This is a genomic window from Roseospira visakhapatnamensis (genome assembly GCF_014197915.1).
In the GTDB taxonomy this organism is placed as follows: domain Bacteria; phylum Pseudomonadota; class Alphaproteobacteria; order Rhodospirillales; family Rhodospirillaceae; genus Rhodospira; species Rhodospira visakhapatnamensis.
Map to the genome: position 1 here is coordinate 122,329 of NZ_JACIGK010000012.1, position 13,361 is coordinate 135,689.

10 protein-coding genes are annotated in these 13,361 nt (G+C 69.3%); 2 read left to right on the top strand and 8 right to left on the bottom strand.

The window, feature by feature from the left end; genetic code table 11:
- Nucleotides 1-61 precede the first annotated feature (61 nt).
- Entirely contained in the window at nt 62-487 is a 426-nt protein-coding gene (locus GGD89_RS09720) for a cyclic nucleotide-binding domain-containing protein (RefSeq protein ID WP_184044581.1), read from the bottom strand.
- Nucleotides 488-1,313: 826 nt separating this feature from the next.
- Between GGD89_RS09720 and GGD89_RS09725 the strand changes: the two genes are divergently transcribed.
- On the top strand, nt 1,314-3,479 hold the full coding sequence (locus GGD89_RS09725; protein ID WP_184044583.1) for a methyl-accepting chemotaxis protein: 2,166 nt from the start codon (nt 1,314-1,316) through the stop codon (nt 3,477-3,479).
- A 130-nt stretch (nt 3,480-3,609) separates the two neighbouring features.
- Here GGD89_RS09725 and rdgB read toward each other — a convergent pair whose 3' ends face one another.
- A complete protein-coding gene (gene rdgB, locus GGD89_RS09730) occupies nt 3,610-4,218 on the bottom strand; it encodes an RdgB/HAM1 family non-canonical purine NTP pyrophosphatase (RefSeq protein WP_184044585.1) in 609 nt (202 codons plus the stop codon).
- 71 nt (nt 4,219-4,289) lie between these two features.
- The gene (locus GGD89_RS09735) at nt 4,290-6,563 is read right to left on the bottom strand and encodes an ATP-dependent helicase (RefSeq protein ID WP_184044587.1); all 2,274 of its coding nucleotides are present in this window, start codon (nt 6,561-6,563) and stop codon (nt 4,290-4,292) included.
- 396 nt (nt 6,564-6,959) lie between these two features.
- Between GGD89_RS09735 and GGD89_RS09740 the strand changes: the two genes are divergently transcribed.
- A complete protein-coding gene (locus tag GGD89_RS09740) occupies nt 6,960-7,274 on the top strand; it encodes a HigA family addiction module antitoxin (protein ID WP_184044589.1) in 315 nt (104 codons plus the stop codon).
- 16 nt (nt 7,275-7,290) lie between these two features.
- Here GGD89_RS09740 and GGD89_RS09745 read toward each other — a convergent pair whose 3' ends face one another.
- The 5 genes from GGD89_RS09745 to GGD89_RS09765 form a co-directional block, all read right to left on the bottom strand.
- Nucleotides 7,291-8,727, bottom strand: a complete 1,437-nt coding sequence (locus GGD89_RS09745; protein WP_184044591.1) for a DUF3754 domain-containing protein — start codon at nt 8,725-8,727, stop codon at nt 7,291-7,293.
- Nucleotides 8,728-8,893: 166 nt separating this feature from the next.
- Nucleotides 8,894-9,319 carry a DUF6524 family protein gene (locus GGD89_RS09750; protein ID WP_184044594.1) on the bottom strand — a complete coding sequence of 142 codons (426 nt, stop codon included), beginning with the start codon at nt 9,317-9,319 and terminating at the stop codon, nt 8,894-8,896.
- Between the two features lie 366 nt (nt 9,320-9,685).
- On the bottom strand, nt 9,686-10,699 hold the full coding sequence (locus GGD89_RS09755) for a TAXI family TRAP transporter solute-binding subunit (protein ID WP_184044596.1): 1,014 nt from the start codon (nt 10,697-10,699) through the stop codon (nt 9,686-9,688).
- Between the two features lie 447 nt (nt 10,700-11,146).
- A complete protein-coding gene (locus GGD89_RS09760; protein ID WP_184044598.1) occupies nt 11,147-12,361 on the bottom strand; it encodes an ABC transporter permease in 1,215 nt (404 codons plus the stop codon).
- On the bottom strand, nt 12,358-13,356 hold the full coding sequence (locus GGD89_RS09765) for an ABC transporter permease (RefSeq protein WP_184044600.1): 999 nt from the start codon (nt 13,354-13,356) through the stop codon (nt 12,358-12,360). Before GGD89_RS09765 ends, GGD89_RS09760 begins: the two co-directional genes overlap by 4 nt.
- Nucleotides 13,357-13,361: the final 5 nt, after the last annotated feature.

Below are 13,361 nucleotides of genomic sequence, written 5' to 3' on the forward strand. Positions count from 1 at the left end.
TCCTTTCGCGGGGTCCGGGAGTGGCCGGGGCGGCCGGGAGTCGGCCGCCGCCATGGCGCCGTCAGCGGATGCCCAGGATCAGGCGCACGTTCTCGGCACTGATCGAGCGGATGATGGTGACGAAGCGTTCCAGCAGCATGCGGGTGACGGGATCGGTGCGCGCCAGGTGGAACTGGAACGCTTCCTTGGGGATCACGGTCACCTCCGTGGTCTCCAGGGCGCGCACGGTGGCGCTGCGCGGGCTGTCGTCGATCAGGGCCATTTCGCCGACGATGGTGCCCGGGCCGTCCACGGCGATGACCACCTCGGCGGATCCGAAGCGGCGCGACACCTCCAGGCGGCCGTGCCGGACCACGTAGGCCCGGTCGCCGGTGTCGCCCTCGCGAAACAGGACTTCGCCCGGCGTCAGGGTCAGCATGGTCTCCAGGGGGCCCGCCGAGGTTCCCTCGGGCGGTGTCCCCGCCGTGGCATGGTTGTCCGCTCTCATGCGGTTGCCCTCCGTTCGCGGACCGGCGGACCTGTCGTCGCGGTTTGGGTCAACGGCGACCAACACGCCAGCGACGTCGCGGCAGTGTAGTCGGCCGAGTCGATCGTGACCAGCCCCCCCGGTGCGTTGCGTCCGGGGAATGGGGCATTCGATTGGATATCCAAACGATATATCAGTATGAAAATAGATAAGACAATAGTATGGACTCGCCGCAAGTTCATCGAGCGAGTTTGCACAAATATAAACCAAGAACCTATTTTGCTGTCTGTTTTTTAGGCGCTAGAGTTTATTGTTGTATATAGTGCAGACATGCCCATGTTGTTTTTCAACCGACTGTGGTATGATTGTTCCCGGTAAAATAAAATGCGACTCAAAATGGCGTGATCGGATCGAGATCGGCGTCGTGTGGTGTTCCCCGAGCCGGTCCGACCGTGTCCATACGTCTGGTCAACGGAGGGCTGTCGTTCATGTCACACGACTCCAGGTCATCATGGCACAGCCGTTATTGGTGAGTAACGAGTAGAGCTCGCGCTAAAATGTAAGGACCCAATGTTCCGATCCGGCGAAGAGGCGAGACCCGCAACCGTCTTTCTGGACCGAAAGAAGACTGTCTTCATGGGGTGGCCGGCACGCCGACACGCGGAAACCGTCCGCTCAGTCTCGGGGGACGCGACATGGTGGATCCTGCTCGCCCGGCGAGTCCCCTCATCCAGGGCCGTCCCGCGCGTCTTGGACGAGCGGGCGGGCAGGCGTCATCCACGGGCGTCGCGGCACGTCCCATGGCCGTCGGATCGATTGTCCCCTGTTCAGTGAAGGACCCGTGTTCATGTCGCGTCTGTTAGCGTCGTATCGCATTGCCGTCATGCTGCCCCTGGTGATTGGTGTCATGGCGCTGTTGTCCGTGGTCATCACCGGCGGCCTAGCCTACTGGCACGCGGCCGAGGAAATGACCGAGGAAGCGAAGGGCAAGCTGATCGCCCTGCGCGAGGGGCGGGCCGGTGCCTTGACGGACTATCTGTCGGGCATCGATGCCGATCTGGCGGTGGTCGCCGCCGACGAGACCGTCGCCGAGGCGCTCCGGCGGTTCGCCGCCGCCCAAGCCGACCTGACGGGCGCTGGGGCCGACCTCACCAAAACCTTGCAGGCGGCCTATATCACGGCCAACCCCAATCCCCCGGGGGACAAGCACCGGCTGGACGCCGCCCCGGGCGGCACGGCCTATGATCAGGTTCACGGTGACGTTCATCCCTGGTTCCGGACCCTCCAGCAGCAGCGCGGCTACTACGACGTGTTCCTGCTCGATCCCGACGGCACCGTGATCTACTCGGTGTTCAAGGAAAACGACTTCGCCACCAATATCGTGAGTGGTCGCTGGTCGGACACCGGTTTGGCCCGGGTCTTCCGCGAGGTCGTGGCCGACACCGGCCGCGCCAGGGTGGCCTTTCAGGACTTCGCCCCCTATGCCCCGTCCAACAATGCGCCGGCCAGTTTCATCGCCCGCGCGGTGACGGCGGGCGACGGGACGCTGCTGGGGGTTCTCGCCTTCCAGATGCCCATCGGCCGCATCAACGGTGTGATGCAGATCGCGGCCGGCATGGGCGACACCGGCGAGGCGTATCTGGTCGGCGAGGATGCCCTGATGCGCAGCGACTCGCGCTTTTCCGAAGAGTCCACGATCCTGTCGCGGACCGTGAACACGGCGCCGGTGCGCGAGGCCCTGACCGGCGTGTCGGGCGTGATGATCGCCGACGACTATCGCGGCCGTCCCGTGGTGTCCGCGTTCGCGCCCGTGACGGTGCATGGCGCGCGCTGGGTCGTCCTGGTCGAGGCCGACGTCGCCGAGGTGCTGGCGCCGGTGGACCGCATGAAAGGGTTCATGGTGATGGCCGGCCTGGGCATCCTGGTCTTGATGGCGGTGCTCGGCGTCGTCGTCTCGCGGGGGATCACCGTACCCCTGGGGGGGATGACCCAGGCCATGGGTCAACTCGCCAAGGGGGACATGGCGGTGGCCATTCCCGCCGCCGATCGCCGTGACGAGATCGGCGACATGGCCCAGGCCATGGCGGTGTTCAAGGACAACGCCCTGCGAATGGAACAGATGAAGGCGGACCAGGAGGAACAGCGCCGCCAGGCCGAGATCGAACGCCGCCGGGCCCTCCTGATGATGGCCGAGCGCTTCGAGTCCCAGGTGGCCGGCGTGGTGACCAGCGTGTCCGGCGCCGCCGAGGAGATGGAAAGCTCGGCGCGCGCGCTGACCGACATCGCCGAGCGCACCACGGAACGCTCCACCACCGTCGCTGGAGTCGCCGAGCAGACCGCCTCCAACATGGAGACCGTGGCCAGCGCCACCGAGGAACTGGCGGCATCCGTGCAGGAAATCGCCCGCCAGGTGGAGCAGGCCAGTACCGTGGCCCGTGGGGCGGTCGGCGAGGCCGCGCACACCACCGAGATGGTCCAGGCCCTGGATCACGCGGCCGGCCGCATCAGCGAGGTGCTGGGCCTGATCTCCGACGTCGCCGACCAGACCAACCTGCTGGCGCTCAACGCCACCATCGAGGCGGCCCGCGCCGGGGACGCCGGCAAGGGCTTCGCCGTCGTCGCCAGCGAGGTCAAGGCCCTGGCCGGTCAGTCCGCCAAGGCCACCGAGGAAATCGGCCAGCACATCGGCCAGGTGCAGGCGAACACCCAGGCCACGGTGACCGCCATCGACCAGTTCACCCGGACCGTGGCCCAGATCGAGGAGATCTCGGGTGCCGTCGCCGCCGCCGTGGAACAGCAGAACGCGGCCATCGGCGAGGTCAGCCGCAACACCGCCGAGGCGGCCCATGGGACCGAGGATGTCAGCCGGTCCATCAACGACGTGTCCGCCGCCGCCACGGAATCCAGCGGCGCCGCCCGTCAGGTGCTACAGGCCGCCGGGGAACTCACGCAACGGGCCAGCGAGTTGCAAGGCGAGGTGCAGGCGTTCCTGAAGCGTGTCCGCGAGTCGTGACGGGACCTGCCATGGCGTGCCCCGGGGCCGACCGGCGGTCGACGGGCGCGCGGTGCTGCCGCGCCTGACCCGGGCCGGCGGCGGGTTCCCGTGCGCCCTGGCCGGGCCGCTGGACGGATCGGCCGCGGGCTTAGCGCGATACCCCGAAACAGGCGGCGACCAACTGGTTGAAGGCGGCGGCGCGATGGCTCATGGCGTGCTTGGCGGCCGGGTCCATCTCGGCGAAGGTGATCGCGTGGCCGGTGGGCCGGAAGATGGGGTCGTAGCCGAAGCCCTTGTCGCCTCGCGGCGGCCAGACCAGATCGCCGAACACCGTGCCCTCGAAGGTCTCCGTGTGACCGTCCGGCCAGGCCAGGCACAGGGCGCAGATGAAGTTGGCGGCGCGATCAGGGGCGTCGCCCAACGCCGTCCGCACCCGCTCCATGGCGACGGCGAAGTCCTTGCCGGGACCGGCCCAGCGGGCCGAATAGATGCCGGGCGCGCCGTCCAGGGCGGCCACCTCCAGCCCGGAATCGTCGGCCAGGGCCGGGTGACCGCTGGCGGTGGCGGCGGCGCGGGCCTTCAGGTCGGCGTTGGCGACGAAGGTGCTCCCGGTCTCCTCCGGCTCCGGCAGGCCCAGGTCGCCGGCGGCGACCACCCGTGCCAGCCCGAAGGGTGCCAGCAGGGCGGCGATCTCGCGCACCTTGCCGGGGTTGTGGCTGGCGACGACCAGGGTGTCTTCGGTAAAGCGGCGGGGCATGGGGGCTCCTCAACGGACCACGATATCGTCCCTCCTCCGGGACTGGAGGAGGATGGGCGGCGACACGGCCCCTACACCACCTCCACGAAGCCCGCGACCACCTTTTTCAGGCCGCCGGTCTCGAAGTTGACGGACAGCTTGCCGCCGTCGTTGGCCAGCACCTGGCCCCGGCCGAACTTCTGGTGGAACACCCGCTGGCCGATGGCGATGTCGTCGCCCTCGCCCTCCCGGTCGCGGGCCTTCCACGACCCGGTGCCGGGGGAGACGGCGGCGCGGCGCGGGTGGCGCGTGGCCCAGCCGCCGTGATGCTCGGCGAAGCCGGCGGTGACGGCGCCATAGAGGCCGGTGTCGCTGGCCTTCTCGGTGAACGCCTCGGGCAGTTCATCGATGAAGCGGCTGGGCAGGCTGGCCTGCCACTGGTTGTAGATGCGGCGGTTGGCGGCGAACGACACGAAAGCCCGCTTGCGCGCCCGCGTCAGGCCCACATAGGCCAGCCGGCGTTCCTCCTCCAGGGCGGCATCGCCGGACTCCTCCAGGGCGCGGCGGTGGGGGAACAGGTCTTCCTCCCAGCCGGGCAGGAACACCACGTCGAACTCCAGGCCCTTGGCGGCGTGGAGCGTCATCAGGGTGATCCCGTCCTGTTCGGCCTTGCCCTCGTTCTCCATCACCAGGGCGATGTGCTCCAGGAAGGCGTCCAGGCTGTCGAACTCGGCGATGGCGCCGACCAGTTCCTCCAGGTTCTCCACACGCCCCGGTGCGTCGGGGCTCTTGTCGGCCTTCCACATGGCCACGTAGCCGCTGTCCTCCAGCACGGTGGCGCAGAGTTCCGACGGCGGCAGGCCGTCCCGCAGGTCGCGCCAGCGGCCGATATCCTCGACGAAGCCGGCCAGGATCTTGCGGGCGCGGGGCTTCAGGTCGTCGGTGGTGCCCAGGTCGCGGGCGGCGGCCAGCAAGGGCACCCCCTGGGCGCGGGCCAGGGCCTGGAGCGCTTGCAGGCTGGCTTCGCCCAGGCCGCGCTTGGGCTTGTTGACGATGCGCTCGAAGGCCAGGTCGTCGTCGGGCTGGGCGATGAGCCGCAGGTAGGCCAGGGCGTCCCGGATCTCCAGGCGCTCGTAGAAGCGGGGACCGCCGACCACGCGGAACGGAATGCCGCAGGTCATCAGCCGGTCCTCGAATTCGCGCATCTGGAAGGCGGCGCGCACCAGGATGGCCATGCTGCCCAGGCCGTGCCCCTCGCGGGTCAGGGATTCGACCTCCTCGGCCAGCCAGCGGGCCTCGGCCTCGCCGTCCCACAGGCCCCGCACCCTGACGGGCGCGGCGTCTGGATCGTCGGCGGCGGCGCCGGTGGCGCGCAAGTCCTTGCCCAGGCGACCCCCGTTGTGACGGATCAGGCCCGAGGCGGCGCCCAGGATCGGCGCCGTGGAGCGGTAGTTGCTCTCCAGGCGGACCACCGTGGCGCCGGGGTAGTCGCTCTCGAAGCGCAGGATGTTGCCCACCTCGGCGCCGCGCCAGGAGTAGATGGACTGGTCATCGTCGCCCACGCAGCACAGGTTCTTGTGCCCGGCAGCCAGCAGGCGCAGCCACAGGTATTGCGCGACGTTGGTGTCCTGGTACTCGTCCACGAGGATGTAGCGGAAGCGGCGCTGGTAGTCGGCGGCGATCTCGGGGTTGTCCTGCAACACCCGCAGACAGTGCAGCAGCAGGTCGCCGAAGTCGCAGGCGTTCAGCTCCAGCAGCCGCGCCTGATAGCGGCCGTAGAGGTCCAGCGCCCGGCGGCCGGCGATGCCCCGGGCATCCTCGGCGGGAACGCGGTCGGGGGTCAGGCCGCGATCCTTCCAGCGCTGGATCAGGGCCATGGCCACCTTGGGCGGGTCCTTGCGCGGGTCCAGGCCCTGGCCCTCCATGATCTGCTTGAGCAGGCGAAGCTGATCGTCGGCGTCCAGGATGGTGAAGCCGTCGCGCAGGCCCACCAGGCCGACATGGCGGCGCAGGATCCGCAGGGAGAGCGCGTGGAAGGTGCCCAGCCAGACACTCTCGGACGTGGGGCCGATCATGTCCCCGAGTCGCGCGCGCATCTCGCGCGCGGCGCGGTTGGTGAAGGTCACCGCCAGCACCCGCCAGGGCTGGGCCAGTCCCTGGTGGAGGATATGGGCCACGCGCGTGGTCAGCACCCGGGTCTTGCCGGTGCCGGCCCCGGACAGCACCAGCACCGGTCCCTCGGTCGCCTCCACGGCGCGGCGCTGTTCCGGGTTCAGGCCGTCCAGCCAGGGCGGCGAGTCGGGTGCCGCCGGATCGGCGGGGGCGGGCGGAAGCGGCGCGTCCGTCAGGTCGAAAGGGTCGGTCATGGGCGGATCCTGGTCAGCGGGGACGGGCGGTCACCGTGCGGGACTCGACGCCGGCCCCGGTCCGGGGCCAACGGGGGGCCTGGGGGTTCGGCGCGGATATCTGGTGCTTGTTTCGTTCCTCCCCACCATATCGGGGCGCTTGGCCCAGGGCAACCGTCCCGCCGGAGGGGGCTGGTTTGACTCCCGTCCCGCGCCCTCCTAGCCTGACGGGGACGGGCGCAGGACCCGTTTCCCGCAGAAGCGGCGATACCGCGCGAGGGAGCGCGCGGGCTGAAGGCCGGGTTGCCGCCCGCGCCGCCGGCCCAGGACTTGGCATCCGGCCCCGGCGCCCCTTTTTCGGCGCCATCCCGCCGCGTGGCCGGCGATTCAGGCGTCCCGGGAACACGGACCCCCGTCATGGCTCAGCCCGACAGCACCCAGCACCCCGGCACCGTGTTGCGTAAGCGCTTCATGGTGCCCCACGGCCTCAGCGCCGAGGGGTTGGCCGCCGACCTTGGGGTGCCCGTCAACCGGCTGGAGGACATCCTCGCCGGGCAGCGGTCCATCGGCGCCGAGGTGGCGTTGCGGCTGGGGCGCTGTTTCGGCACCTCGCCGTTGTACTGGATGAACCTGCAAAGCCGCTTCGACCTGCATGTCACGGCCCAGGTGCTGGGCGGCGACATCGCCCGCGAGGTGCGCCCGCGCGATGCCGCGCCCCGCCAGGTGGCGTGACCGCCGCGCCCCCCGCTCACCGTCCGTTCGCCGCGTCCATGCCGGCGGTCTCGCCCGCGCCGGAGGGACCGAGGGCGGCCATGGCGTGGGCGCTGTCCCTGGCCTCGGCGTGCCATCGGGCGCGTAGTCGGTCCAGGGCCTCGTCCGGCGCCGGGACCGTCAGGGTATTGTCCGCGTGGCGGGTGACCAGGTCGAGCCGCGCGAGCTTGTCCAGCGCGTCCGTGATGTCGAAATCCACCGCCATGGCGAAGGTGCGGCGCACCCAGTCCTCGACCGCCACCTTCAGGCCGGCGGCGTCGAGGGGCCGCGCGGCCCGGTCCAGCAGCACGTAGGCCAGCGCCGCTTCCTTGAACTCCTGGTCCTCGGCGGTGCCGATCAGGTAGTCGAACACGGCGGCGTTGTTGCAGACGTTACGGACGTACAGGGTTTCGGTCAGGGCCATCTGGTACTTGAGAACCTGCCGTTCGACCTTGATGATCTGGCGCATCAGGAAGCCGCCCAGGCCGGCCAGGGCGCTCATGGCCGCCAGTGCCTTGGTCAGGGCGGCCTTGTCCACCGACCCGGCGGCGGCGAAGCCCATCCAGGTGGCCAGCACCACCGCCAGCACCGACAGGGCCGGCAGGATGTTGAGCATGATCGGCACGCCGCCGGCCACCGCCGGCACCCCGAGCATCAGCTTGTCGCGGGTCCGCATCACCGCCCGGGCGCCCGGGTAGAGCATGTTCAGGTCGGCCTCGGCCACGTCGGTGAACAGCTTGATCACGGTCTTGCCGGCGAACGGGCGCACCACGGGTCCCGGTCCCCAGGCCCGGAGCACGCGCCTGGGCAATGGCCAGTCGGGCAGGGGCAGCCGTTCGTGGAAGCGGATCATGACCACCACGTGGCGCAGGCGGATCATGGGCCGCTGGCGCGTGATCAGGCCGAACAGGTAGCGCCGGGTGGCCTGGCAGCGGCGCCGGCCCCGGGCGAAGAAGGCCACATCGGCGTAGTACCGCCGCGGCACGCGGATGCGCGCCTGCACCTCGGCCGACTCTTCGTCCGCCTGACGCAGGCGGTCGTCGGTCACCACCGTGAAGTTGGCCTGGATCAGCACCCGGCGCAGGCGGGCGGCCAGGGCGGCGTGGGTGGCGGCGTGGCTGTCCGCCCCGGCCGATCCGGCGAGCGTTGGCAGGTCGGGGTTGATGGGATGATAGTCGTCGCGCAGGCCCACCAGGGTCTCGCTGCCATCGATGCGGAACAGCAGGCCCAGCATGCGGAAGATATCGCGCATGACGGCCGTCCGAGACGACCCGTCCGGTCCGCCGCTGCCGTGGATCACCAGCCGGTCGATCAGGGCGCTTTGCGGCACGGCGATGAAGGTGTCGGGCAGGACATCGGCGTCGGTCTCCGCCATCCCGTCCAGGGGGGCGGTCTCCATGAGCGTCGATGGCGCGTCGTCTGCGGTCTCCGCCATCATCCGGAGCGTCCTCTCGGTGGTGGCCAGCGTGTCGGCCAAGGGAGAGACTGATGGGAGACGCGTGGGGGGCACCGCTCTCGAGGGGAGCCGGGGCCAGGGGTGGAGACGGGGCGTGGTCAGCCGGGCGCGCCGGTGGGCGCCGCCCGGCGACCATGGACCGGTGTCAGCCGATGTCCGCCTCGTCCACGTCGACCTGGCCGCTCAGGCGGCGGCGGATGTGGGACCAGGCCATGCCCACGGCCATGATCAGGGATACCGCGATCAGGCCGAGCCAGATCAGGATATCGCCGGTCAGCCAGTCGGCGCCGGCATACACCACGACCACCCAGCCGAAGACGGCGAACAGCAGCACCAAAAGGCCGATGCCCAGGGGGCCGATGGAGCGCATGGTGGCCCGCAGATAGATGATGAACCCGATCAACAGCACGACCGCCAGCAGTGTCTTCAACGCCGGGTCGCTGTTGATCGAGGTGTTGGCGATCCAGCCGAACAGGGAGTAGTTGGTTGGGTTGAACGTCGCGATCACAAGAACGAGCGCCACCATCCAGCGGATGATGAACCCGTTCCACGTCAGCCTGGAACTGGCCATGAGTCCCTCTCCTTGAGAGCAAATCCCGAGCGATCCGAACCGGATCGCGACGACGATTTGCTTAAATATCAGAATGTTAGGGCATGGTGCGCGAGTCCAGACTCACGCACCATGCTTTATGTCTCGGCGCCGCGCGACGACCGATGTGTTTCTTGGGCCACGACCACCGGCCTTGGACCACGACCACCGGACGGTCCCGGCGTCACGGTGCGTGACGGCCGGCGCCCCCGAGGGGGTGCCGATGCCGGCCCGCCGGACCGGATGGATGACGTGGCCTGGGCTTGTGTCATCGTGTCGTGTCGCGCCGCGCCACGGACGGCGCCCCGGCCCGCGCCGGGCGGCCGTCCGCTCGTGTCAAGACGTGGGTTACTGGGCGACGCTCTGGGCCGCGTCGTCCACGGCCTGCAGCGCCTTCTCCAGGCCCTGCTCGGAGACCTCCACCAGGTCGTCCAGCATGGACTGGAACCAGCCGGCCCGGGGTTGCAGGTCACCCAACGGGGCGGCGCGCAGCACCTCGATCATCTCCTCGTGGTCGAGGCGGGCGTCGCTGCCGGCGGTGACCAGATCGGGCTTGCCGGTGATGTAGGCCAGCGGCGTGCAGGCGGTGACGATCTTCTCCACGCCCTGCCAGTTCAGCAGCCCGGCGCTGGTGACCTTGATCTCCAGCGGCACATAGGCGCGTTCCCCATCGGCGAAGCGCTGGCGCAGGATGGTGCGGTTGATCACCGGGACGAACACCATCTTGGCGTCGTTCAGGCGTTCAAAGCGCGCGTTGGAGGGATCGGGGAACTGCACGAAGAAGGCGATGTCGGCGGCGCCGTTGATGACGGCGTCGATGGCATCGTCGGTGCTGCCCATGTACTCGACCTTGCTGGCCTGGGCCAGGTTCTCGTCGAAGCTCTGCAACAGCTTGAAGGTCTGGGCGGAGCCGCTGGCCTCGGATCCCATGGCGAAGCGCAGGCGCCGCGCGTAGCCGGTCACCGATCCCCAGTTGCCCAGGCGCTCGGCGTTGGACTCGGTGGTCACGGCGTACAGGCACTCGTTGGCCACGTCGTTGCGGATGATGGTGATCTGCTCGCTGATGGTCGGGTTCTGGGATGCCTGATAGGCCAGCACGTCGGTCTGGGTCATGCCGATGGCGCGCGGGTTGCGCAGCACCTGCTGGATGTTCTCGCCGCTGCCCGCGCTGGTCCTGACCTCGTACTCGAAGAACTCCTTCCGCAGGACCTCCACGGCGAGCGGCCCGAAGGACCCGAAGTAGCTGCCGGCCTCCCCGCCGGTGTAGATGGGCTCGGCGGCCAAGGCGCCGGTGGACAGGGTCACGGCGGCGACCGCGCCGGTGACCCAGGACAGACCCCAGGAAGATCGGATGATGGTCATGGTTCCCCCGTTCTGTGGTGTTTGTCGTTATGCCGAGGCGCCTGAGCGCATGCCCGCCTCATGATGTCATGTCCGTCCGCTCTCGCGCCGTCCCGCTCCCTTGTCTGGCCCGTGTCACCGTCTGTTGTTCAAGGGGAGGGAAGGGCGAACCAGAAACACATCGTGCCGGTGACGCCGGTCCGTGGGGTGTCGCGACGGTTGGGACCGGCGGTCGGGACCGGCACGGGCGCTGGCGCCATGGTCCGCCGACCGCGTCGCGGCCAGGAACGACCTCGCGCGTCCCCGGGACTCGGCGCGGTATCCGCCGCGAAACCCGCCATAGAGTACCCTACGCGTCCAGTCGGACGCAACGGATCGCATCCGGACAGTCCCGCGGCAAAGGCGATGTTTCGCATTCTGGGAGACGGGCGACGTGATCTTGCGTTCGAGACACCGGCGCCCCGCCGGTCAGTCGTAGGGGTCGGCGGCGTCGCGCAGGCCGTCGCCCAGGAAGTTGAACGCCAGCACCGCCACCATGACCGCCAGCATGGGGGTCATCAGCCAGGGGTACAGCACCACGGCCTCGATGTTCTGGGCCTCGGTGAGCATCACCCCCCAACTGGTGATCGGCGGCCGCAGCCCCAGCCCCAGGAACGACAGCGCCGTTTCCCCCAGGATCATGCCCGGCACCGACAGGGTGAGAGAGGCGATCAGGTGGCTCGAGAAGTTGGGCAGCAGGTGGCGGGCGATGATGCGTCCGGGCCTGGCGCCCATCAGCGCGGCGGCGGTCACGTAGTCCTCCTCGCGCAGCGCCAGCAGCTTGGACCGCACCGCCCGCGCCAGCCCCGGCCAGTCGATCAGGCCGAGGATCAGGGTGATGCAGAAGAACACGGCGATCGGGCTCCAGGTCACCGGCACGGCCGCCGACAGGGCCATCCACAGCGGCAGTTCGGGCAGCGAGCGCAGGATCTCGATGGCCCGCTGCACCACCGTGTCCACCCAGCCGCCGAAGTAGCCCGCCATGCCCCCCAGGGTGAGGCCGATCACGAAGCTGACGGCGATCCCGAACAGGCCCACGGTCATGGAGATGCGCGTGCCGTGGATCAGCCGCGAGGCCATGTCCTGGCCCAGCCGGTCGGTGCCCAGCAGGAACAGCGTACCGCCCTCGGGCGGGCAGACCAGGTGAACCGTGCCCGGGATCAGCCCCCAGAAGCGGTACTCCGGGCCGGAACAGAAGAACCGCAGTGGCTGTGGCCGGCTGGTGTTCGGGGTGTAGACCCGTTGCAGGCGGTCGATATCCAGCTGGTAGGCCAGTGGATAGACGAACGGACCGATGAAGCGGCCCTCGTGGACCAGGCGCACCTGCTGCGGCGGCGCGTAGATGAACCCCGTGTCTCGGTCTCCGAGCGCGTAGGGGGCGACCACCTCGGCGAACGCCACCAGAAGATACAGGCCGATGAGCACGAGGCCGCTGGCCACCGCCAGCCGGTGACGGCGCAACCGCCACCAGATCAGGCGCCAGTGGCCGGCCTCCAGTTCCTTCTGGCGCGCGGCGGGCAACACCTCCTCGGCGGTCGGATCGAACGGCCGGTCGCAGACATAGTGCCGGTCCGGATCGGACGGATCGGGGACGGCCGTGGACGCGGGGCCGGAGCCGGGGCCGGTCGGGGGCGGGGCGGTCATCGGCGGGTTCCTCCGCCCAGGCGAATGCGCGGATCCAGCACCGCCAGCAGCACGTCGGACAGCAGTTGCCCGGCCACCGTCAGCAGCGCCAGGAACATCAGCATGGCCCCGGCCACGTAGTAGTCCTGGGCCGCCAGCGCGCGCAGCAACAGCGGCCCGGTGGTCGGCAGGCTCATGACGGCCGACACGATCACCGACCCCGACACCAGTTGCGGCAGCAGGTTACCGATGTCCGCGACGAAGGGGTTGAGCGCCATGCGCAAGGGGTACTTCAAGAGCAGCCGCGTCGGCGGGACTCCCTTGGCCCGCGCCGTGGTCACATAGGGGCGGTGGAGCTCATCCAGCAGGTTGGCCCGCAGGCGGCGGATCATCGCCGCCGTGCCGGCGGTGCCGATGACCACCACCGGCACCCACAGATGCCCCAGCACCGACAGCGCCTTGTCCAGGCTCCAGGGCTGGTTCAGGTAGACCGGATCCATCAGGCCGCCGATGGCGGTGCCGAACCAGCGGTTGGACAGGTACAGCAGGATCAGCGCCAGCAGGAAGTTGGGGGTGGCCAGGCCGAGGAAGCCGATGAAGGTGAGGCCGTAGTCACTCCAGGAATACCGGTGGGTGGCCGAGTAGAGGCCGATGGGGAAGGCCATCAGGTAGACGAACAGAACGGTCGCCGCGTTGACCAGGATGGTGAGCACGAACACGTCGCCGATCAGCGAGGCGACCGGGACGCTGTGTTCGAACGAGTAGCCGAGGTTGCCGGTCAGCAGGCCGCCGGCCCAGGCCAGGTACTGCATCACCAGGGGCTGGTCCAGGCCGTACTGCTCGCGCATGTAGGCGATGCGCTCGGGCGGCACCATCTCGCCCTGAGCGCGCAGTTCCTCGATGTAGGTGGTCAGGTAGTCGCCGGGTGGCAACTGGATGATGATGAACACCAAGACGCTGGTCACCACCAGCGTCAGGCCCATCAGTCCGATCCGTCGCAGCAGGTAGCCGCCCATCAGCC